The organism is Streptomyces sp. NPDC044033 (assembly GCF_056434425.1).
The window spans coordinates 1-20811 of the sequence record NZ_JBWKFF010000015.1 but is presented as its reverse complement, the minus strand read 5'-3'; the positions used below and the strand labels follow the sequence as shown (position 1 = coordinate 20811).

20 protein-coding genes and 1 pseudogene are annotated in these 20811 nt (G+C 73.8%); 6 read left to right on the top strand and 15 right to left on the bottom strand.

From position 1 onward, the window contains the following. Positions 1 to 79: 79 nt before the first annotated feature. Positions 80 to 1396, bottom strand: a complete 1317-nt coding sequence (locus tag AC07AB_RS24880) for a phenylacetate--CoA ligase family protein (RefSeq protein WP_478570642.1) — start codon at positions 1394 to 1396, stop codon at positions 80 to 82. Between the two features lie 196 nt (positions 1397 to 1592). Here AC07AB_RS24880 and AC07AB_RS24875 point away from each other — a divergent pair, with 196 nt between their 5' ends. Further along, entirely contained in the window at positions 1593 to 2534 is a 942-nt protein-coding gene (locus AC07AB_RS24875) for an arylamine N-acetyltransferase family protein (protein WP_478570640.1), read from the top strand. Positions 2535 to 2662: 128 nt separating this feature from the next. Here the strand turns inward: AC07AB_RS24875 and rimI are convergent, their stop codons facing one another. Together rimI and tsaB are read right to left on the bottom strand one after the other, a co-directional pair. Beyond that, the gene (gene rimI / locus AC07AB_RS24870) at positions 2663 to 3166 is read right to left on the bottom strand and encodes a ribosomal protein S18-alanine N-acetyltransferase (RefSeq protein WP_478571081.1); all 504 of its coding nucleotides are present in this window, start codon (positions 3164 to 3166) and stop codon (positions 2663 to 2665) included. 32 nt (positions 3167 to 3198) lie between these two features. Then, positions 3199 to 3876, bottom strand: coding sequence for a tRNA (adenosine(37)-N6)-threonylcarbamoyltransferase complex dimerization subunit type 1 TsaB (tsaB, locus tag AC07AB_RS24865; protein WP_478570638.1), 678 nt, complete (start codon positions 3874 to 3876; stop codon positions 3199 to 3201). A 200-nt stretch (positions 3877 to 4076) separates the two neighbouring features. On the opposite strand from tsaB, the gene AC07AB_RS24860 reads away from it, so the two are divergent. Further along, entirely contained in the window at positions 4077 to 4661 is a 585-nt protein-coding gene (locus AC07AB_RS24860) for a hypothetical protein (protein ID WP_478570635.1), read from the top strand. A 71-nt stretch (positions 4662 to 4732) separates the two neighbouring features. Here AC07AB_RS24860 and AC07AB_RS24855 read toward each other — a convergent pair whose 3' ends face one another. The 4 genes from AC07AB_RS24855 to alr form a co-directional block, all read right to left on the bottom strand. Further along, entirely contained in the window at positions 4733 to 4942 is a 210-nt protein-coding gene (locus tag AC07AB_RS24855) for a hypothetical protein (RefSeq protein ID WP_478570632.1), read from the bottom strand. Positions 4943 to 5157: 215 nt separating this feature from the next. Then, on the bottom strand, positions 5158 to 5709 hold the full coding sequence (gene tsaE / locus AC07AB_RS24850) for a tRNA (adenosine(37)-N6)-threonylcarbamoyltransferase complex ATPase subunit type 1 TsaE (protein ID WP_478570631.1): 552 nt from the start codon (positions 5707 to 5709) through the stop codon (positions 5158 to 5160). 187 nt (positions 5710 to 5896) lie between these two features. Continuing rightward, positions 5897 to 7126, bottom strand: a complete 1230-nt coding sequence (locus AC07AB_RS24845; protein WP_478570628.1) for an alpha/beta fold hydrolase — start codon at positions 7124 to 7126, stop codon at positions 5897 to 5899. After that, complete coding sequence (gene alr, locus AC07AB_RS24840) at positions 7123 to 8283, bottom strand: alanine racemase (RefSeq protein ID WP_478570626.1); 1161 nt, start codon at positions 8281 to 8283, stop codon at positions 7123 to 7125. Before alr ends, AC07AB_RS24845 begins: the two co-directional genes overlap by 4 nt. A gap of 190 nt (positions 8284 to 8473) precedes the next feature. Between alr and AC07AB_RS24835 the strand changes: the two genes are divergently transcribed. Continuing rightward, positions 8474 to 9898 (top strand): NAD(P)H-hydrate dehydratase, encoded by a 1425-nt coding sequence (locus tag AC07AB_RS24835; RefSeq protein WP_478570624.1) that lies wholly within the window; start codon positions 8474 to 8476, stop codon positions 9896 to 9898. A gap of 9 nt (positions 9899 to 9907) precedes the next feature. On the opposite strand, the gene AC07AB_RS24830 is transcribed toward AC07AB_RS24835, so the two are convergent. The 4 genes and pseudogenes from AC07AB_RS24830 to AC07AB_RS24815 all read right to left on the bottom strand — a co-directional run bounded on the left by AC07AB_RS24830 (position 9908) and on the right by AC07AB_RS24815 (position 12813). Further along, entirely contained in the window at positions 9908 to 11086 is a 1179-nt protein-coding gene (locus tag AC07AB_RS24830) for a methyltransferase domain-containing protein (protein WP_478570621.1), read from the bottom strand. 631 nt (positions 11087 to 11717) lie between these two features. Then, the gene (locus tag AC07AB_RS24825) at positions 11718 to 12086 is read right to left on the bottom strand and encodes a holo-ACP synthase (protein ID WP_478570619.1); all 369 of its coding nucleotides are present in this window, start codon (positions 12084 to 12086) and stop codon (positions 11718 to 11720) included. 62 nt (positions 12087 to 12148) lie between these two features. After that, positions 12149 to 12535, bottom strand: a pseudogene (locus tag AC07AB_RS24820) (glutamine--fructose-6-phosphate transaminase (isomerizing)); the annotation flags it as partial. 44 nt (positions 12536 to 12579) lie between these two features. Continuing rightward, positions 12580 to 12813 carry a hypothetical protein gene (locus tag AC07AB_RS24815; RefSeq protein WP_478570616.1) on the bottom strand — a complete coding sequence of 78 codons (234 nt, stop codon included), beginning with the start codon at positions 12811 to 12813 and terminating at the stop codon, positions 12580 to 12582. A 336-nt stretch (positions 12814 to 13149) separates the two neighbouring features. On the opposite strand from AC07AB_RS24815, the gene coaA reads away from it, so the two are divergent. Together coaA and AC07AB_RS24805 are read left to right on the top strand one after the other, a co-directional pair. Further along, positions 13150 to 14136, top strand: coding sequence for a type I pantothenate kinase (coaA, locus tag AC07AB_RS24810; protein ID WP_478570613.1), 987 nt, complete (start codon positions 13150 to 13152; stop codon positions 14134 to 14136). A gap of 61 nt (positions 14137 to 14197) precedes the next feature. Beyond that, positions 14198 to 15133, top strand: a complete 936-nt coding sequence (locus AC07AB_RS24805) for a DUF389 domain-containing protein (RefSeq protein WP_478570611.1) — start codon at positions 14198 to 14200, stop codon at positions 15131 to 15133. A gap of 18 nt (positions 15134 to 15151) precedes the next feature. Here AC07AB_RS24805 and glmM read toward each other — a convergent pair whose 3' ends face one another. The 4 genes from glmM to AC07AB_RS24785 all read right to left on the bottom strand — a co-directional run bounded on the left by glmM (position 15152) and on the right by AC07AB_RS24785 (position 19616). Beyond that, the gene (glmM, locus tag AC07AB_RS24800) at positions 15152 to 16510 is read right to left on the bottom strand and encodes a phosphoglucosamine mutase (RefSeq protein WP_478570608.1); all 1359 of its coding nucleotides are present in this window, start codon (positions 16508 to 16510) and stop codon (positions 15152 to 15154) included. 196 nt (positions 16511 to 16706) lie between these two features. Next, entirely contained in the window at positions 16707 to 17219 is a 513-nt protein-coding gene (rpsI, locus tag AC07AB_RS24795) for a 30S ribosomal protein S9 (protein WP_478570606.1), read from the bottom strand. A 42-nt stretch (positions 17220 to 17261) separates the two neighbouring features. After that, the gene (gene rplM / locus AC07AB_RS24790; protein WP_363131890.1) at positions 17262 to 17708 is read right to left on the bottom strand and encodes a 50S ribosomal protein L13; all 447 of its coding nucleotides are present in this window, start codon (positions 17706 to 17708) and stop codon (positions 17262 to 17264) included. 288 nt (positions 17709 to 17996) lie between these two features. Continuing rightward, complete coding sequence (locus tag AC07AB_RS24785; RefSeq protein WP_478570603.1) at positions 17997 to 19616, bottom strand: ABC-F family ATP-binding cassette domain-containing protein; 1620 nt, start codon at positions 19614 to 19616, stop codon at positions 17997 to 17999. 134 nt (positions 19617 to 19750) lie between these two features. Between AC07AB_RS24785 and AC07AB_RS24780 the strand changes: the two genes are divergently transcribed. Beyond that, positions 19751 to 20665, top strand: a complete 915-nt coding sequence (locus AC07AB_RS24780) for a hypothetical protein (protein ID WP_478570600.1) — start codon at positions 19751 to 19753, stop codon at positions 20663 to 20665. Positions 20666 to 20811: the final 146 nt, after the last annotated feature.

Genomic DNA, 20811 nt, shown 5'->3' with positions numbered 1-20811 from the left:
GACGGGCACGGGTACGAGTACGGGCGCGCGAGCGCCCCGCCGTACCCCCCGTCCGTACCCCGCCCGTACCCCGCCCGGATCAGCCGACGCGCTCGTCGATCAGCCGGAGCCGCTTCCCGGTCCTGGGGTTGATCACGAGGCCGTCCGGCGCGACCCACTCGATGGCGAGCGGGTGGATCAGGCCGAGTTCCAGCGTCTCGGCGAAGTCCTCGACGTGCACGCGCGCCGTGAGGGCCCGCTCCAGGTCGGCCCGGCCCGCCCCGTCCACCCCAGCCGTCCCAGTCGCCCCAGCCGTCCCAGCTGGCTCTGCCGTACCGGCCGTGGCCTCGCGCGGACCCGCGAGCCGGAGGACGAGCTCGTCCAGCCCCTCGCGGTGCCGGACCACGGCCTGCATGCCGACGGCCCGGCCCCGTTCGTCGGCGCTCTCCACCAGCCGGTGCAGCCCCTCCAGGTCCACGTTGACCGTACCGATCTTGGCCTCCTCGCCGGAGCGGCCGAGCAGCCGGAACCGGCGGCGGGGGAAGTCGGTCCACTCGGCGAGGTCGCCGACGGGGTAGCGCAGCAGCGGCATCAGCCGTCGCGTGAGGTCGGTGACGACCACCCGCCCCGGCCGGCCCGGCTCCTCGATGACCTCGCCGGTGTCGGCGTCCACCAGCTCCAGCACCTTGTCCGGGAAGGGCTCGTGCACGCGCGTGTCGGGCTCCCCCGCGACCGGGCCGCCCAGGCCGCCCGCGTCCACGCTGCCGTAGCCGCCGGAGCGGACCTCGGCGGACGGGAACGCGCGGGTGATGAGGGCGAGCTGATCGTCGTAGAACGCCTCCCCGCCGAACAGGACCAGCCGTACGTCCGGCAGCGCCCCCACCGACCCGACGACCTCCGTCGCCAGCTGGCACAGCGACGTGGGCGGCGCGGCCACCACGGTGGCGGCGAAGTCGCGCATGACACCGACCGTGAAGTCGAGCGGGGCGTTGCCGCTGATCGGCAGCTGTACGGTGCGGACCGGCAGGTCCTGCACGCAGTCGAAGAGGAAGACGAAGCTGGGGTACAGCCGCCCGGCGTAGAAGAGGTTGGCCACCCGGTCGCCCTCGCGCAGGCCCGCGACGACCAGCGCCTCGCCGAATCTCCGGCCCGCCTCCCGCCATTCGTCCCAGCTGTAGACGGAGATCCGGGGCGCGGACGTGGTGCCGCCGGTGTTGAAGACGACGCCGTCCGTGTGCGGCCCGGTCATCACCCGGCTGTCGCGCAGGCCGTGCGCCGCCCAGTAGTCGCGCATGGGGATCAGGGGGAGCGCGGCCAGCTCCGCCGTGTCATCGGGGAGGCCGGCGTACAACTCGCGGTAGAACGGCGAGCGTTCGCGGACGAACCGGATGAGCTCTGCGACCTGCGGATCCTTCACGTGCCCCAACTCCCTGACGCCGCACGGAGAAGGCGGCCGACGGCCCGCCGCCCTCACCACATGTGATCGCAGGCTAACCCACCGCAGTCGGCATCCCGAAACCCGGCAGCTCACCCGGGGCCCTAGGGCCACCGGACCAGTCGGCCCCCGCTCCGGCCCGACGCGGTCCGCCGCCCACTTCCGTACGGTCGTACGCATGCCACCGATTTCTGACACCGCGAGCACGACGACCGCCGGGACCGCTGGGACCGCTGGGACCGCCGAGAACCCCGCGACCGCCACGAGCGCGCCGGACGCACCGGACGCGCCGAGCCTCGACCTGGACGCCTATCTGGCCCGTACCGGCTGGACCGGCGAGCGGCGGGCGACCGCGGCGGCGCTGCGGTCCCTGCACAGCGCGCACCTCCACGGCATCCCGTTCGAGAATCTGGACGCCCTGCTCGGCTCGGCCCCTTCGCTGGCCCTGCCCGATCTGGAGGCGAAGCTCGTGCGCGGCGGGCGCGGCGGCTACTGCTTCGAGCAGAACACCCTCTTCGCGGCGGCGCTCAGGTCCCTCGGCTTCCAGGTCACGCTGCTCACGGCGCGGGTACGGGTCGGGAACCCCGCCGCCGTACGGCCGCGCACCCACATGCTGCTGCTCGTGCGCGTCCCCGGCGAGGAGCGCCCTTACCTCGCCGACGTCGGCTTCGGCAGCGTCACCGGTCTGCTCGAAGCGATCCCGTTCGTCGCGGACACCGAATTTCGGGCCGGGCCGCGCCGCCACCGCCTGGTGCGGGAGGAGCACGACGGGCCGCTGGACCTGTGGGTCCTCCAGGCCCGGGAGGCCGGGGCGTGGGCCGATCAGTACGCCTTCACCCTTGAGCCGGTCGTGCACGCGGACATCGAGGTGATCAACTGGCATGTGGCCACCAACCCCCGCTCCCCCTTCTCCCGCGTGCTGACCGCCCAGCGCACCACTGCGGACGGCCACCTGGCGCTGCGCGGCGACACGATCGAGGAGACCGCACCGGACGGCGCCCGCGAGGGGCGGAAGCTGACCGGCGCGGACGAGACGGTACGGGCGCTGACCGCCGACTTCGGGATCACGGTCCCCGAGGGCCTACGGGCCGCGGTCGAGGCGGCGGAGGAGTACGCCTGACGGCCCTGACGGGCTCCCCCGCCCGCCGACGGAGCTTCGGGCGGGGTACGGGCGCGGGGTGGCGCCCGGGGCCTCGCGGCGGCGTCAGACCAAGGCGCGCGGCCGGGCGCCGGCGGGCGCGCCGCCGGTCATGAGGCGGTCGGCGTCGACGTCCCCGCGGGCCCGTCCTCGCCGTAGGACGGCGGTGCGGGCGGGCCGGTGAGGCGCATGACGAGGGCGTCCACGTTGCCGGGCTGGTAGTAGCCGCGGCGCACGCCGATGGGCTCGAAGCCGAAGCGCTCGTACAGCCGCTGCGCGCGGTCGTTGTCGACGCGGACTTCGAGGAGCACCTCGTGGCACTCGAAGGCCGTGGCGGCGGCGAGCAGCTCGGTCAGCAGGCGGGCGCCGAGGCCGGTGCCCCAGTGGTCGCGGGCGGTGGCGATGGTCTGGATGTCGCCGGTGCCGTCGTTGGCGGCGAGCCCGCCGTAGCCGACGACGCGGCCCTCGGCGTCCTCGGCCACCGCGTAGCGGCGGTTGGCGCCCGGGCCGCGCGCGTGCGCCAGCTCGGACCAGAACAGCCCCTTGGACCAGGCGTCGTCCGGGAACAGCTCGCGCTCCAGCGGCAGTACCTGGCCAAGGTCCCACCAGCGCATCTCACGCACGGTCACCGGGGCAGGGGAGGCGGTCACCGGGGCGTGACCACCTTGTAGTTGGCCGGCACCTTGGCGTCCGGGCGGCGCAGGTACATCGGCTGCGGGGCCGGCAGCTCCTCGCCCGCGGCGAGCTTCTCGGCGGCGAGGGCGGCCAGCGCGGCGGCGGACTGGTGCTGGGGCAGGCCGGACCGTATGTCCCCGAAGGCGTCCGGGTAGAGCAGCACGCCCGCGCCGACGGCCGGCAGACCCGTGATCTTGTCCGCGATGTCGGCGGGGCGGTCGACGGAGGGCTCGCCGAGGCGCGTACGGGCGTCGGCGTAGCGCGCCCAGTAGACCTCCTTGCGGCGGGCGTCGGTGGCCACCACGAACTCCCCGGCCAGCTCGCCCGTCTGCCCGGCCGCGTAGGCGATGCCGTCGAGCGTGCACAGTCCGTGCACCGGGATGCCCAGGGCCGCGCCGAAGGAGGCGGCCGTCACCAGGCCGACCCGCAGCCCGGTGTACGGGCCGGGGCCGACGCCGACGACGAGGCCGGTCACGGCGGACAGCCGGACGCCCGCCTCGCCCAGCACACGGTCGACGGCGGGGAGCAGCAGCTCCCCGTGGCGCCGGGCGTCCACCTGGTTCGACTGGGCTACGACGGTGCCGCCGTCCCCGTCGTAGAGCGCGACGGTGACGGCGGGGGTGGCGGTATCAAGAGCGAGCAGCAGCACACATACAGCCTACGGCGCGCGGCGCGGCCCCCGGTTCCCCGACCGGGGGCCGCGCCCGCCCGGGGCGGCGGGGGCGAGCGGGGCGGGCCAGGGCAGGCGGGGGGCCGGTGCGGCCGGTCCACGCCGACGTCGCGGCGGGGCGGCTGCCGGGTGCTACGGTCAGCCGCAAAGTCGTACGTCAGGACGAAAGGGTGCGCAGCGTGGCACGCAGCAGCTCGGGGCCGGTCGTGGCCGGGCTCACCGCGGCGGCACTCGCCGTGGTCGGATTCCTCGCCTTCCAGGCATCGGCCGCGCCGGACAACCCGGCGAAGGCCGGCGCCGCGCACTCCTCTCCCTCCGCCAAGGACAAGGACAAGGCCAAAGGGAAGGACAAGGGCGGCAAGGAGAAGGCGTCCACCGCCATTCCGGCCTCGTCCGGCACCGGGCTGCGGGTCGTCTACTCGCTCAAGGCGAAGCGCGTGTGGCTGGTGGGAGAGAACGAGCAGGCGACCCGGACGTTCGAGGTCGCGCCGAGCTCGGTGAGCCCCGAACCGGGCACGTACCAGGTCCCGCCCAGGGGCCGCACGGCCAAGCTCACCGGCTCGGACGGCGTTCCGGTCGAGCACATCGTGCAGTTCCACATCGGGGAGGGCAGCGTCGTCTTCGGCTTCAGCGCGGCGCTCGACGGCTCGACGCCGAATCCGAACGCGCCGAAGAAGACGGGCGCGGTGCGCGAGCAGCGGGCGGACGGCGCCGCGATGTGGAAGTTCGCCAAGGTCGGCGTGAAGGTGGTCGTGGTCCCGTAGGGCGGTTCCCCCATTCGGGCTAACGCCGGGCGGGACCGCCGTGCCGGACGCGCCCGCGCGGGCCGCTCCGGCTACGCGGCGTGAGGCCCGGCCTCAGCCTGGGCGTCCGCCTCGGCGCAGGCCGAATCCGCCTCCGGGACGGCGGCGGGCAGCGGGGCCGTCGGCGGGGTGGAGACCGCGCTGGCCGCGGCGCAGGACGCCAGCAGGTCGCCCATCGAGGGCTGCCGCTTCTTCTCGTCACGCCGGGCTGCCACGGCAGCTGCGGGCTTTGGGGCCGACATGGATGCCTCCTGGGGCTGCTGGGGCGGACAGGTCTGGGTTAGGTACACCTAACCGGCTCTCTATATCCATGTGACCACGCGCGACACCGCGCGCGCAACATCTTCCCGACGGCTTGTCGGAATGTGAGCGGTGACCTACCCGCGGAATCCGGCGTACCGCCCGCCGCCCGCCTTACCAACGGCATCAACCGCATCAACCACCCCGCCGTACGGACTCAGCCCGCCAGAGCCCCCAGGTCCACGCCCGCCCACCGCGCGCCCACGCCGGTCAGCGTCACGTCACGTACGTCGTCGCCATCGTCCTCATCCTCGCCGGGGGCCGCGCCCGGGGCCGGAGCCGAGCCCACCGCCCGGTCGATGACGATGTGCAGCCGGTCCTCCGACAGCTCCTCGACCTTCCCGTCGCCCCACTCCACGACCACCACCGACTCCGGCAGCGAGACGTCCAGGTCGAGGTCCTCCATCTCGTCGAGGCCGCCGCCCAGCCGGTACGCGTCCACGTGCACCAGCGCCGGGCCCTCCCCCAGCGGCGGGTGCACGCGCGCGATCACGAAGGTCGGGGAGGTGACGGCGCCGCGCACGCCGAGCCCCTCGCCCAGGCCGCGGGTCAGCGTCGTCTTGCCCGCCCCCAGCTCGCCGGTGAGCAGCAGCAGATCGCCGGGGCGCAGCAGCGCGGCGAGGCCGCGACCCAACTCGCGCATGCCCTCGGGGGTCTTGACGGTGATCTGTGCGGTGGCGGCCACGGGCTCGGTGTGCGGGACGTTCATACCGGCCGATGGTACGGGCCGCGGCGCCGTGATCCCGAGCCCTGCGCCGTCGGCGAGGCAGCCTGTACGGACGTCAGGACGCCAGGACCGTACGGACGCCAGGACCGTACGGACACGGCGCCGCGCCCCGCCTGTGGAAGGGCCCCGTAGAAGGGCCCCGTGGAGGAGCGCCCCGCGGAAGCCCCCCTCAGCCGCGTTCCGTGCCCTCGCCCGAGGCCGCCCGCGAGGAGAGCGCTTCCCCCGCGCCCACCGCGGCGAGCACCTCCGCCAGCCGGTCATCGACGGCCTCCGGGTGCTCCAGCATCACCAGGTGCCCGGCGTCCGGCACCAGGGCCAGCTCCGCGTCGGGGAGCGCCGCCGCGATGGCCTCGCTGTGCTCGCTCGGGGTGATCAGGTCGCCCGCGCCCGCGAGGACGAGGACGGGCATGTGGTCGAAGGCGCACAGCGCCTCGATCTTGTCGTGTTCGGCGAAGGCCGGGTAGAACTCGGCGACGACGTCGATGGGGGTCGTCTCGATCAGCCGCTCCGCGAACCGCGCCACCCCCGGGTCCACGTCCTTCGCCCCGAACGAGTAGCGCTTGATGACGCCCGCGAAGAGGTCCGCGGTCGCCCGCCGCCCCTTCTCCACCAGGTCGGCCTGCGAGCCCAGGGCCTTCAGCACGCCGGGGAGCACGCGGCGCACGGCGTTCATCCCGACGACCGGCAGCCCGTAGTTGACGTCGGCGAGGTTGCCCGCCGAGGTGCCGATGAAGGCGGCCCCGACGACGCGCTCGGCGACCAGGTCGGGGTACTGCGCGGCCAGCGCCATCATCGTCATGCCGCCCATCGAGTGCCCCACCAGCACCAGCGGCCCCTCGGGCGCCGCCGCGTCGATGACGGCCTTCAGGTCCCGGCCGAGCAGGTCGATGGAGACGGGCGCGCCGTCCTCGCGCTGGGACCGGCCGCGCTCGGAACGGCCGTGGCTGCGCTGGTCCCAGTAGACGCCGCGCACGGCGCCGCGCAGGGCGGCCCGCTGGAAGTGCCAGGCGTCCTGCCCGAGGCAGTAGCCGTGCGAGAAGACGACGGTGACCGGCCGCCGCGACGACCGCCGCCCGAACAGCCGCTCGCGCAGCGACGTCCCGTCGGCGGCGCCGTCCGGCGCGGCCTCGTCCACCTCGTAGTACAGCTCGGTGCCGTCCTCGGCGACGGCCGTGCCGGGCGTGCCGCGCAGCGTCCCGTACGGGCCCGTGGAGTCCAGTGCGAGGCGGGCCCGGCGCCGCATGCCGCGGCCGACCGTGAGCCGTTCCAGGGCGACGCCCGCCGCCGCGCCCGCCGCGACGACGCCTATCGCCGCGCCCGCCACTCCCGCGCCGCGCTTCCAGCCCCAGGTCAGTCCCGTGGCCGCGGCCTCGGCCGCGCCGCTCGTCGCATCGTTCATGCTTCGCCCCCCGTGGCATCGCTCTCACCGACATAGACGCGCGGTACGCGCGCGGAGATGCGCGTGACGACCTCGTATCCGATGGTGTTGGTGGCCAGCGCCCAGTCCTCGACGGTCGGCTCGCCCCGGTCGCCCGGACCGAAGAGCACCACCTCGTCGCCGACCGCCGCGTCGTCCCCGCCGAGGTCGACCACGAACTGGTCCATGGCCACCCGGCCCGCGATCGTCCGCAGCTTCCCCGAGATCAGCACGGGGCCGGTGCCGGAGGCGGCGCGGGGCACGCCGTCGGCGTAGCCGAGGGGGACGAGGGCGAGGGTGGTGTCGCCGGGGGTGACGTACTTGTGGCCGTAGCTGACGCCGTGGCCGCCCGGTACGCGCTTGACGGAGGCCAGCGAGGCGCTCAGCGTCATCACGGGCCGCAGGCCGAAGTCGGCGGGGGCGCCGGTCTCGGCGGAGGGCGAGATGCCGTACACGGCGATGCCGGGCCGTACGAGGTCGAAGTGCGACTCGGGGAGGGTCAGGGTCGCCGGGGAGTTGGCCATGTGCCGCACCTCCGGGTCGAGACCCCGCGCCTCGGCGTGGCCGACGCTGTCCTTGAAGACCGTGAGCTGGGCCTGGATGGAGGGGTGGCCGGGCTCGTCCGCGCAGGCGAAGTGCGACCACAGGCCGGTGACCTTGAGGGTGCCGCGCTGCTCGGCGGCGCGCGCCGCGCCGACCAGGCCCGGCCAGTCGGCGGGCTGGCAGCCGTTCCGCCCGAGGCCGGTGTCGATCTTCAGCTGGACGCGCGCGACCCGGCCGGCCGCTACGGCCGCGGCCTCCGCCTCGCGCAGCGCCCACAGCCCGCTCACCGAGACGTCGATGTCCGCTTCGACGGCCTCGCGCCAGGGGTCGCCGGGCGCCCACAGCCAGCACATCAGCCGCCCCCGGTCGCCGGCGGCGCGCAGGGCGAGCGCCTCCTGCGGCGTGGCCGTCCCCAGCCAGGCCGCACCGGCCTCGCGGGCCGCGCGGCCGCAGGGCACCGCGCCATGGCCGTACGCCTCGGCCTTGACCACGGCCATCAGCTCGGCACGGGGCGCACGAGCGCGCAGCGCGCGTACGTTGTCCCGCAGCGCGGCCAGGTCGACAACGGCACGAGCGCGCATCTGTGTCTCATTCATCACTGCCAGTGTCTCAGGCCGCTCTGCTGTGCAGCACTCCCAGGAGCGCGGTGAAGATCTGCTTCCGTTCCGGACGCGTGGTGCCGACACCCATTCCGGATACCCAGTCCGCGGCCTCCCCGCACCAGATGACCCGCGGAGAGAGGGGCACCGCACTGGCGCGCCCGCCGGGGTCGCGGACACTGGGGCCATGAGGACTGGCTACAGCGTGGAGAAGGTACGGGCCGCCGAACACGAGCTGATGGCACGGCTGCCGGACGGCGCCCTCATGGCGCGCGCCGCCGCCGGACTCGCCGCCGCCTGCGCCGGACTGCTCGACCGCGTGTACGGGGCGCGCGTCGCCCTGATCGTCGGCAGCGGGGACAACGGCGGCGACGCCCTGTACGCCGGGGCGCGGCTCGCCCGGCGGGGCGCGGGCGTGAGCGCGGTACTGCTCGCCCCGGAGCGTACGCACCCCGGCGGCCTCGCCGCCCTGCGCGCCGCCGGCGGCCGGGTGCTGACGGCGGCCGGCGGCGCGGGCGCCGTGTCCCGCGCCGACCTCGTCGTCGACGGCATCGTCGGCATCGGCGGCAAGGGCGGGCTCCGCCCGGACGCGCGGGCCCTGGTGCGGGCCGCGACGGGCACGGTCGTCGCGGTCGACCTGCCGAGCGGCGTGGACGCGGACACCGGCGAAGTGGCGGGCGAGGCGGTACGGGCCGACGCCACGGTCACCTTCGGCGCGTACAAGCCGGGGCTGCTCATCGACCCGGCGCACGAGCACGCGGGCGCGCTCCGCCTGGTCGACATCGGTCTGCGGCTGCCCGAGCCCGACATCGAGGCGCTCCAGCACGCGGACGTCGCGGCGCTGCTGCCGCGCCCGGCGGCGGAGAGCGACAAGTACCGGCGGGGCGTCGTCGGCGTCGTGGCGGGCTCCGCCCGCTACCCGGGAGCGGCCGTACTGACCGTCGCGGGCGCCCTGCGCGGCGGCGCCGGAGCGATCCGCTACGTCGGCCCGGGCGCGGACGCGGTGATCGCGCGGTTCCCCGAATGCTTCGTCTCGGCCGGGCCGCCGAAGAAGGCCGGGCGGGTACAGGCGTGGATCATCGGCCCGGGCATCGGCGACGGCGAGGACGCCCACCGGGCGGTGGCGGAGGTCCTGGGCTCGGACGTCCCGGTCCTGGTCGACGCGGACGGCCTGCACCTGCTGCCGCCCGCCGAACAGCTACGGGCGCGCCGCGCGCCGACCGTCCTGACCCCGCACGCGGGCGAGGCCGCCGCCCTCCTCGGCACCACCCGCGAGGAGGTGGAGTCGGCCCGCCTGGCCTCCGTACGGGCCCTGGCCGACCGCTACGGCGCGACCGCCCTCCTCAAGGGCTCCACCACCTTGGTCGCCACCGGCGCCCACCCCGTACGCGCCAACCCGACCGGCACCGGCTGGCTGGCGACGGCGGGCAGCGGCGACGTCCTCTCCGGCGTGACGGGCTCCCTCCTGGCCGCGGGCCTGTCCCCCCACGACGCCGCGTCCACCGGCGCCTACCTCCACGGCCTGGCCGCCCGCCACCTGGGCCCCCGCCCCATCACCTCGGTCGAGGCCGCCTCCGCGCTGACGGCGGCTTGGCGGGATGTGACGGCCTGACGCCAGGGCTTACGCCCCTCGGACGGGGACGGGGTGCTCGGGGGAGTCCAGCCAGACGGTCTGCCGGTTCCCCGCCACCGTGAGCCCGAAACGACCGACGCCGGGCCGCCCCCGCCCCTCCCACCACCGGAACGCCGCCTCGACCTCGTCCCACAGCTTCCGGGGTCCGGCCTGTACGACCTCGTAGCCGCTCCGGCCCTCTTCGTAGTCGGCCGTCGCCCACGAGGTGACAGCCGTGTCCCGGAGCCACAGCGTGTACGAACCGTCCGGGTACTCCTCCATCCACGGAAACGCCTCCGGCACCTGGACGCCGATGGCGAACATACGCGCCCAGTCCCCCACCTCCTCCGGTGACAGCTCCGTCACGGACCTGGTTCCGCCGGCGGGCCACGGGCGCCCCTTGAGGTACTCGCGCACATGCACGCGCCGCATCCGCTGCTCACGCAACCGCATGAAGGCGGAGGACCCCGTGAGACGGCCGGACGCGGTGCCGTCGTCGCCGACCGTGAGCCGCGCGACCGCTTCCCCGCCGTACACGGGCCCCCAGGGGGCGACGATCACCCCGCCGGGCCTGGTCTGCTCGACCCAGGCGAGGGGCACCCGGCCGACCGAGCACGTGGCGATCACCCGGTCGTACGGCGCACGGTCCACGCACCCCCGCGCCCCGTCCCCCACCACCACCGTGGGCACGAGCCCGACAGCCTCCAGGCGGGCCCGCGCCTCCTCGGCCCCGGCCGGGTCCACCTCCACCGTGACCACCTGATCCGCGCCCAGCCGGTGGGAGAGCAGGGCCGCGTTCCAGCCGGTGCCCGTACCGATCTCCAGTACCCGGTGCCCGTCCCGGACGGCAAGGGCGTCGAGCATCGAGAAGACCATGCTGGGCATGGAGTTGGAGCAGGACGGAACCCGGCCCTTGCCCGGCCCGCGGTACGCCCCGTCGTCCCACTGCGTCGTGATCGGCGCGTCCCGATGGACCGCCTCCCACCACACGTCGGGCTCCTCGGAGCGGACCACCCGGTCACTCTGCCGATTCATACCGGCCCGCCCCGGCCAGATCACCTCCGGCACGAACCCGTGGCGCGGAACCGCGTCGAACGCGGAGCGCCAGTCCGACGTCAGCGCGCCCTTCTCCCCGAGCACCGAGGCCAGCCCCTCAGGCCCGGCCCCGGCCACCTCGCGCCCGCTCATCTACTGCCCGTCCGCGGGCCCCTGCCCGTCATGGGTATTCCCACCCTCGTCCGACCCTGTCGTCATAGGATCACCGCTCCCCTCACGCCCACGGTATGCACGGCTCCCACCCCCACAACGCGAAGCCCACCGGCGCCGACACGCGATAGCCATGCGGACCGTTCCCGCACCCACTGCCATCGGCGACACCCGGCAAAAGGAAAGCCCACCACTCGGCGACCAGCCCCAAGAGGCAAACCCCACACGTCCCCTCCCGCCACGTGCGGGGAGGCGCACTCCAAGAAGGGCCCGGGGAGGCACACCCCTCCCCCACCCTCCGGGCGCGAGCAATAAACGCCCCCTCCCGGGACACGGGTGGGTGCGGGGCGGTGACGGGAGGGGGCGGGGGCGCAGGGGTAGGGGTTCGGGACGCTGACGTGTATTTGCGGGTCGGCTGACGGGAGTGGTCAGCCTTGGCAACACCGCTGGCCGGCCCGTAAATATGCGGTCCCGGACCCCTGCCCCGGAGCCCCCGCCCCCGCACCCACCGCCGACCCGCACCCGCCCACTCCCGCAGCCGCACCCGCCCGGCACCCGGCACCCGGCACCCGGCACCGGCACCCCCAAGCCCCCGCCCCGCCCCGCGCCCCCGTCACCCCTCCGCGATCACCACAGCGGAAGCGACCCCGGCGTCATGGCTGAGCGAGACATGCCACCCCCGCACCCCCAGCTCCTCCGCCCGCGCCGCCACCGTCCCCGTCACCGACAGCACCGGCCGGCCGCTCTCCTCCGTCACCACTTCGGCGTCCGTCCACAGCAGCCCGCCCGGCGCGCCCAGGGCCTTCGCCAGGGCCTCCTTGGCCGCGAAGCGCGCCGCCAGCGACGCGGCGCCACGGCGCTCGCCGCTCGGCAGGCACAGTTCCCGCTCCACGAAGAGCCGCGCCGCGAGCCCCGGCGTGCGGCGCAGGGCCGCGTCGAAACGCTCGATCTCCGCTACGTCGATCCCGACCCCGATGATCACTCGACGGTCACCGACTTCGCCAGGTTCCGCGGCTGGTCGACCTCGTTGCCGCGCGCCGTCGCCAGCTCGGTGTCCGTCTCCGAGGCGAGCACGTGCCCGCGTTCGGCCAACTCCTCGCGCAGGGCGGCGAAGTTCTCGATGATGCCGTTGTGCACGACGGCGACCCGCCCCGAATCGTCCAGGTGGGGGTGGGCGTTGGCGTCCGTCGGCGCGCCGTGCGTCGCCCAGCAGGTGTGGCCGATGCCGGTGGTGCCGGACGGCAGCGGGCGGGCGGCCAGCTCCTTCTCCAGGTTGGCGAGCTTGCCGGACTTCTTCGCCGCCGCGAGCCGGCCGTCCGCGAGGACGGTGACACCGGCCGAGTCGTAGCCCCGGTATTCGAGCCTCTTCAGCCCGGACATGACGATATCGAGGGCGGGCCGCCCTCCCACATATCCAACGATTCCGCACATGCAGGCAGCGTACGGCCCGGCCGTCCCCGGCACGCTCCGCCGGATCAGTGCCCGCGCGCCACCCGGTCTATCGCGTCCTGCACGAGGTCGAGGTACTCGACCTCCTCGCAGCGCGGTTTGGAGCCCAGTTCATAGCGTTCGAGCGCGTCGGAGAGGTCCTCGCCCAGGTCCTCGTCCGGCAGCTCCGCGCTCAGCTCGCCGCAGACGCGGTGCGCGAACTCCTCACGCCCTGCGGACGACCGGGTCCTACGACGTAAAACAAGATCCAGAACAGACACACAATCCCCAGGTCGTACGGGCCAAGAGCCTGGAACGTAACGGTGACTCACCAGTACGTACAGAGCACGTACACGACATGTACACAAGCGGACCGAATGTCCAGCGAATGGATTTCACCCGGCGCCCCGGACGCCCCAACCACCCCACCCGCCGGCGTCCCGATCGCCCCACCCGCCGGTATCCCGGACGCCCCGCCCGCACCCCATCCGCCGTATCCCGGGCACCCCGCCCACGCCGCGCCCACACCCCTCCCACACACCCCGCCCCGCGCCCCAGCCCGCCGGTGGCCCGTACCCAGCGCGGAGCCGCCCGCGCCACCCGCGCACAATGGGCCCGTGCCGCCCACTCAGAGTCACTCGCACTTCCGCCACCACGCCACCCCGTACGTGGACCTCACCCGCGCGCAGTGGAGCGCCCTGCGCGAGAACACGCCGCTGCCGCTCACCGCCGAAGAGGTCGAGCGGCTGCGCGGGCTCGGCGACGTCATCGACCTCGACGACGTACGGGACGTCTATCTGCCGCTCTCCCGCCTCCTCAACCTCTACGTCGGGGCGACCAGCCGGCTGCGCGGCACCCTCAACACCTTCCTCGGCGAGGCCGGCGACGGCCACGGCGCGCAGCCCGGCACCCCCTTCGTCATAGGCGTGGCGGGCAGCGTCGCGGTCGGCAAGTCCACCACCGCCCGCCTCCTGCGGGAGCTGCTGGCGCGCTGGCCCGAGCACCCCCGCGTGGAGCTGGTCACCACCGACGGCTTCCTGCTGCCCAACGCCGAGCTGCAACGGCGGGGCCTGATGTCGCGGAAGGGGTTCCCGGAGTCGTACGACCGGCGCGCCCTGACGCGCTTCGTGGCGGATGTGAAGGCGGGCATGGACGAGGTGACCGCGCCCGTCTACTCACATCTGATCTACGACATCGTGCCGGGCGAGCGGCTGACCGTGCACCGCCCCGACATCCTCATCATCGAGGGCCTCAACGTGCTCCAGCCCGCGCTGCCCGGCAAGGACGGCCGCACCCGCGTCGGCCTCGCCGACTTCTTCGACTTCAGCGTGTACGTGGACGCGCGGCCCGAGGACATCGAGCAGTGGTACTACGCCCGCTTCCGCAAGCTGCGGGCCACCGCCTTCCAGGACCCCTCCTCGTACTTCCGCAAGTACACCCAGGTCGGCGAGGAGGAAGCGCTCGACTACGCACGGCGGAACTGGCGCACCATCAACAAGCCCAACCTGCTGGAGAATGTGGCGCCCACCCGCGGCCGCGCGAACCTGATCCTGCGCAAGGGCCCCGACCACAAGGTGCGGCGGCTGTCGCTGCGCAAGCTCTGACCTCGACCCCGAACTCGATCTCGACCCCGACCCCGAACTCGACCAGCCCGGGAGCCCGGCAGTGCTGCACATGAGGATGATGATCCCGGCCCACCGCACCAACGAGGTGGTGCGGCTCGTCGAGCGTACGGTCGGCACCGCGCATCTGGCCGTGCTGACCGGCGCGGCCCGGGCCCCCGAGGGCGACGTCGTGCTGTGCGACGTGGCGCGCGAGGCGGCGGACGGGCTGCTCCAGGAGCTGCGCGCCATCGGCATCCCCGACTGCGGTTCGATCGCGGTCGAGGAGATCGAGCTGACGCTGTCCCGGCAGGCGGACAGGGCCGAGCGGGAGGCGCCGGGCGAGGGCGCGGACGCCGTGGTGTGGGAGCACCTGGAGGAGGCCACGCACGAGGAGTCCACCCTGTCGGTCACCTATCTGGTGTTCCTGACGGTGGCGACGATGATCGCGGCCTGCGGTGTGGTGCTCGACAACGCGATCCTGATCGTCGGCGCGATGGCGGTCGGCCCGGAGTTCGGGCCGCTGGCCGGAATCTGCACGGCGCTGGTGCAGCGGGCCCCGCGCCTCGCGTGGCGCTCGCTGATCGCGCTGGTCGCGGGCTTCGCGGTGGCGCTGCTGCTGACGACCGGTTTCAGCCTCTTCATGGACGCGGTGGGGCTGTTCCACCAGGCACAGGTCGAGGGGGTGCGGCCGAACACCGCCTTCATCTGGCAGCCGGACCTGTTCTCGTTCGTGGTCGCGTTCCTGGCGGGGGTCGCCGGGGTGCTCTCGCTGACGTCCGCGAAGTCCGGCGCGCTGGTGGGCGTGGCGATCTCGGTAACGACCGTGCCGGCCGCCGCCAACGCCGCGGTCGCGCTCGGCTACGGCGACTTCTCCCAGATGCGCGGCTCGGTGCAGCAGCTGCTGCTGAACCTCGCGGGGATCGTCCTCGCCGGCACGCTCACGCTCCTCGCCCAGAAGTTCTTCTGGGCGAAGCAGCGTGAGCGCTCCGCCGCCTGACGTACGCGGGGCCGGCGGTTATCCCAGCGCCGACTTCACCACGTCCGCCAGCCGGCCCGCCACGGTCCGCGCCTGCTCGATGTCCGCGGCCTCCACCATCACCCGTACCAGCGGCTCGGTACCGGAGGGCCGCAGCAGCACCCGGCCCGTCGCGCCCAGTTCGCGCTCCGCGTCGCCGACCGCGGTGGCCAGCTCCGGGGAGGTCGTCACCCGCGACTTGTCGACGTCGCGCACGTTGACGAGCACCTGCGGCAGCCGCTCCATGACGCCCGCGAGCTCGGTGAGCGAACGGCCGGTGGCGGAGACCCGGGCGGCCAGCATCAGCCCGGTCAGCGTCCCGTCGCCGGTCGTGGCGTGGTCGAGCACGATGACGTGCCCGGACTGCTCGCCGCCCAGCGCGTAGCCGTGCCGCTTCATCTCCTCCAGCACGTACCGGTCGCCGACCGCCGTCTCGACGAGCTGGACGCCCTCGCGCTCCATGGCCAGCTTGAAGCCGAGGTTGGACATCACGGTGCCGACCACGGTGTTCTCGCGCAGCGTGCCCGCCTCGCGCATGGCGAGGGCGAGAACGGCGAGGATCTGGTCGCCGTCGACCTCCGCGCCGGAGCCGTCCACGGCCAGGCAGCGGTCCGCGTCGCCGTCGTGCGCCACGCCCAGGTCGGCGCCGTTCTCGACGACGGCCTCGCGCAGCTTCGTCAGGTGCGTGGAGCCGCACTCGTGGTTGATGTTGAGGCCGTCGGGGTCGGTGCCGATGGTGACGACCTCGGCGCCCGCCCGCGCGAACGCCTCCGGGGAGACCCGGGCGGCCGCGCCGTGCGCGCCGTCGATGACGACCTTGAGGCCGTCGAGGCGGTTGGGGAGCACGCCGATGAGGTGGGCGACGTAGTTGTCGAAGCCCTCGTCGTAGGTGCGGACCCGGCCGACGCCGTCGCCGGTGGGCCGCTGCCAGGGCTCGCCGGATTCGTGCGCGTGGTACGTGCGCTCGATGCGGTCCTCCAGCTCGTCGGCGAGCTTGTGGCCGCCGCGGGCGAAGAACTTGACGCCGTTGTCGGGCATCGGGTTGTGGCTGGCGGAGAGCATCACGCCCAGGTCCGCGCCGAGCGAACCGGTCAGATAGGCGACGGCCGGCGTCGGCAGCACGCCGACCCGCAGCACGTCCACGCCCGCGCTCGCCAGGCCCGCCACCACGGCGGCCTCCAGGAACTCCCCGGACGCTCGCGGATCACGCCCGACCACCGCCACCGGGCGATGTCCCTCGAACGTGCCCACTTCGGCGAGTACGTGCGCCGCGGCGACCGACAGGCCGAGCGCGAGCTCCGCCGTCAGATCGGCGTTGGCGACACCGCGCACACCGTCCGTACCGAAGAGTCGTCCCACTGGTGTCCTCCGAGATTGCGTGGGGGTGCGGGGGCCGACCCCCGGGGAAAAGGGCGTGCGCAAGGCGCGGAAAGGTGACGGACCCATGACCGGGGCCCGAAGACCAGGTATACGCCGCCGGCCGCCGATAGCCGAACGCCCCGGCGGCACGGAGAGTGCCGCCGGGGCGCAGGCGGGAGCAGCGAAAGCCGCGTGATTAGCGCTTGCTGTACTGCGGGGCCTTACGGGCCTTCTTCAGACCGGCCTTCTTGCGCTCGACCGCACGGTCGTCGCGGCTCAGGAAGCCGGCCTTCTTCAGCGTGGCGCGGTTGTTGTCCACGTCCGCCTCGTTGAGCGCACGGGCCACGCCCAGGCGCAGGGCGCCGGCCTGGCCGGAGACGCCGCCACCCGAGATGCGGGCGATGACGTCGTAGCGGTTGTCGAGTTCGAGCACCTTGAAGGGCTCGTTGACTTCCTGCTGGTGCACCTTGTTGGGGAAGTAGCCCTCAAGGGTGCGACCGTTGATCTTCCACTGGCCGGTGCCCGGAACGATACGGACGCGGGCGATGGCGTTCTTGCGACGGCCCAGGCCGGCGGCCGGCTGCGGGTCGCCGAAGCGGGACGCGAGAGACTCGCTCGTGTACTCGGTCTCCTCGGACTCGAAGGTCGCGTTGCCCTCGAAGTCCTCGGTGATCTCCTCGACGGGCGTCTCGGCGGTGGTCTCAGCCACGATTCTCCTCAGATACTTTCTGCTGGTCGGCGGTGGCCGGGACTAGCCCTGCTGAACCTGGGTGATCTCGAACGGGACCGGCTGCTGGGCCGCGTGCGGGTGCTCGGCGCCCGCGTAGACCTTCAGCTTCGACAGCATCTGACGGCCGAGGGTGTTCTTGGGGATCATGCCCTTGATGGCCTTCTCGACGGCCTTCTCGGGGTTCTTCTCCAGCAGCTCGTCGTAGCGGACGGAGCGCAGACCACCCGGGAAACCCGAGTGCCGGTAGGCCATCTTCTGGGTCCGCTTGTTGCCGGACAGGTGCACCTTGTCGGCGTTGATGATGATGACGAAGTCACCAGTGTCAACGTGCGGCGCGTACACCGGCTTGTGCTTGCCCCTGAGGAGGGACGCGGCCTGAGTGGCCAGACGGCCCAGGACAACGTCCTGCGCGTCAATGATGTGCCACTGGCGCTGGACATCGCCGGGCTTGGGGCTGAACGTACGCACGGTCGTAGCCTTCGCTTCTTCAGTGATGGGGTCTCCCCGAGTCCGCGAGGACCGAGGGGACGGGTCCTGTACTGGACCACCCGGACGATCACGACAGCCTTGGCGGCGCTACGGGGACGCAACCCGAGAGCCTGCCGCTGGTCATCGGCCCGGTGGACCGGCGTAAGGGCCCCTCGCGTGAGAACGACCAAGCCAATACGCATAACGAACTAGCAGAATACCGGGCCGCCCCCATCCGGGTCAAAACCGCACCTCTGAGCGCCCTGCTCCCCCACCGTACGGCCCCGGTTAGCGCTTCCGCGCGACCCTGGCCTCGTCCCAGACCGGCTCCGGGACCTCCCGCACCAGCCCGTCCGCGCCGAAGAGCAGATAGCGGTCGAAGGTGCGGGCGAACCAGCGGTCGTGGGTGACCGCCAGCACCGTGCCGTCGTACGCCTCCAGCCCCTCCTGCAACGCCTCCGCGCTCTCCAGGTCCAGGTTGTCCGTCGGCTCGTCCAGCAGCAGCGCCGTCGTGCCGGACAGCTCCAGGAGCAGGATCTGGAAGCGGGCCTGCTGCCCGCCGGAGAGCTTCTCGAACCGCTGTTCGGCCTGCTTCTCCAGCTCGTAGCGGCGCAGCGCGGACATCGCCTGCCCCTTGTCCCTGGCGTGCTCGGTCCACAGGATGTCCAGCAGCGTCCGCCCCTCCAGCTCGGGGTGGGCGTGCGTCTGCGCGAAGTGCCCGGCGACGACGCGCGCGCCGAGCTTCCACTCCCCGGTGTGGGCGACGCCGTCACCGGCGAGCAGCCGCAGGAAGTGCGACTTCCCGGAGCCGTTGCTGCCGAGGACCGCGACCCGCTCCCCGTAGAAGACCTCCAGGTCGAACGGTTTCATCAGCCCGGTCAGCTCCAGCTGCCGGCAGGTCACGGCCCGGACGCCCGTACGCCCGCCCTGGAGGCGCATGGTGATGTCCTGCTCGCGCGGCGGCTCGGGCGGCGGGCCCGCCTCCTCGAACTTGCGCAGCCGGGTCTGCGCGGCGGCGTAGCGGGAGGCCAGCTCGTGGCTGATCGAGGCCGCCTGCCGCAGGTTGAGCACCAGCTTCTTGAGCTGGGCGTGCTTCTCGTCCCAGCGCCGGCGCAGCTCCTCGAAGCGCGCGAACCGCTCCTTGCGGGCCTCGTGGTACGAGCCGAAGCCGCCGCCGTGCACCCAGACGTCGCTGCCCGCCGGGCCCGGCTCGACGCTGATGATCTTCTCGGCGGAGCGGGCGAGCAGTTCGCGGTCGTGGGAGACGAAGAGCACGGTCTTCTTCGTCTCGCGCAGCCGCTCCTCCAGCCACCGCTTGCCGGGCACGTCGAGGTAGTTGTCGGGCTCGTCGAGGAGCAGCACCTCGTCCGTGCCGCGCAGCAGCGACTCCAGCACGAGCCGCTTCTGCTCGCCGCCGGAGAGGGTGCGGACCTCGCGCCACTGGGCCTGGTCGTAGGGGACGCCGAGCGCGGCCATGGTGCACATGTCCCAGACGGTCTCGGACTCGTACCCGCGCGCCTCGGCCCAGTCGGCGAGCGCCTGCGCGTACGCCATCTGGGCGGACTCGTCGTCGCTGGTCATGATCGCGTGCTCGGCCCGGTCGACGGCCTCCGCCGCCTCCCGGATGCGCGGCTGCGCGACGGATACGAGCAGGTCGCGCACGGTCCGCTCGTCCCGTACGGAGCCCACGAACTGGGGCATCACGCCGAGCCCGCCGCTGACGGTCACGGCGCCGCCGTGCGGCTGGAGCTCCCCGGAGATCAGCCGCAGCAGCGTCGTCTTGCCCGCGCCGTTGGCCCCGACCAGCGCGACCGCGGCGCCTTCGCCGACCCGGAACGACACATCACCGAGCAGCACCCGCCCGTCCGGAAGGTAGTACTCAAGATGTCCCGCTTCCACATGTCCCATGGTCACCGATTCTCGCCGCTCGCCGGGGGCGCGACCAACCGCTTTTACGTGCCGGGGCCGCGCCCTGCGCGGTGTGCGCCGTCCCCAGTCCGCGTGCGGGCGCGTTCCGGCCGCCCTCCCATAAGATGCGCGCCATGAGCTTTGGGCAGGGAGGGCCGTACGGGGCCCCGGGGGGATCTCAGCCACCGCAGCAGCCGGGCCGGCCGCCCGGCCCGCCGCCGTATCCGGGACAGCCGGACCCGCCAGGGGGGCTGCCGGGGCAGGGCCCGACGCCGGACTGGGCGGCGCTCGCCGACGACACCGCGGTGCGCGGCCGGCGCCGCAAGTGGTACCTCCTCGGCGGCGGGGTCCTCGCGACGGCCGCCGTCGCGGCGATCGTGGCGACCGCGGTCGCCAGCTCGCACCGGGACAAGCCCGCGAACGGCCTGCCCGCCCCGCAGAACCTGCCGAGCTCCACGGCCACCCCCGAGCCGACCTTCTCCGATGTCGCGCCGCCGCCCCCGCCGGACCCCCGGGACTTCATCGCCAGCGCCGCGAAGGACACCGCGCCGCTCTCCGCGGACACCCTCTTCCCCGGCAAGAAGATCGCCAAGGGCAGCCATACGTACGCCAAGGCCGCCACCGACTCCACCGCGAACTGCGCCGCCGCCACCCAGGGCGCGCTCGGCTCCGTCCTGAACGGCAACGGCTGCCGCAAGGTCATCCGCGTCACCTACGTCAAGGGCGGCGTCGCGGTCACCGCCGGGGTCGCGGTCTTCGACACCAAGGCCGCGGCGGACAAAGCCAAGGAGCAGGCCAAGGGCAATATCGCCTCGCTCTCGGGCGGCGGCGTGCCGACCTTCTGCCGCGGCAAGGCATGCCGGCTGACCACCAACTCCGAGGGCCGCTACGCCTACTTCACGGTCTCCGGCTACACCGACGGCACGTCCGTGCCCACCTCGGACACCGGGGCGCTGGAAGCGGGGCGCGATGTGGCCACGTACGTCTTCCAGCGCGTCCTCGCCCGCGGCGCCGCCCAGGCATCGGCCGCGGCGGCCGCCTCGCGGTAGCCGCGGGGGGGGGGGGGGGGGGGGGGGGGGGGGGGAGTGGGGGGGGGGGGGGGGGGGGTGGGCGGGGGGGGGGGGGGGGTGGGGGGGGGGGTGAGGCGGATCGGCGGGGGTGTGGAGCAGCGCGTCGCGGTCGCGGTTGTGCACGG

Excerpts from the sequence above, each read along its gene's own strand:
- AC07AB_RS24835 (WP_478570624.1), top strand. The coding sequence starts at position 8,474 with ATGAGGACTGGCTACAGCGTGGAGAAGGTACGGGCCGCCGAACACGAG.
- alr (WP_478570626.1), bottom strand. The coding sequence starts at position 8,283 with ATGAATGAGACACAGATGCGCGCTCGTGCCGTTGTCGACCTGGCCGCG.
- AC07AB_RS24875 (WP_478570640.1), top strand. The coding sequence starts at position 1,593 with ATGCCACCGATTTCTGACACCGCGAGCACGACGACCGCCGGGACCGCT.
- AC07AB_RS24785 (WP_478570603.1), bottom strand. The coding sequence starts at position 19,616 with ATGGGACATGTGGAAGCGGGACATCTTGAGTACTACCTTCCGGACGGG.
- AC07AB_RS24855 (WP_478570632.1), bottom strand. The coding sequence starts at position 4,942 with ATGTCGGCCCCAAAGCCCGCAGCTGCCGTGGCAGCCCGGCGTGACGAG.
- rimI (WP_478571081.1), bottom strand. The coding sequence starts at position 3,166 with ATGCGCTGGTGGGACCTTGGCCAGGTACTGCCGCTGGAGCGCGAGCTG.
- AC07AB_RS24830 (WP_478570621.1), bottom strand. The coding sequence starts at position 11,086 with ATGAGCGGGCGCGAGGTGGCCGGGGCCGGGCCTGAGGGGCTGGCCTCG.
- AC07AB_RS24845 (WP_478570628.1), bottom strand. The coding sequence starts at position 7,126 with ATGAACGATGCGACGAGCGGCGCGGCCGAGGCCGCGGCCACGGGACTG.
- tsaE (WP_478570631.1), bottom strand. The coding sequence starts at position 5,709 with ATGAACGTCCCGCACACCGAGCCCGTGGCCGCCACCGCACAGATCACC.
- AC07AB_RS24780 (WP_478570600.1), top strand. The coding sequence starts at position 19,751 with ATGAGCTTTGGGCAGGGAGGGCCGTACGGGGCCCCGGGGGGATCTCAG.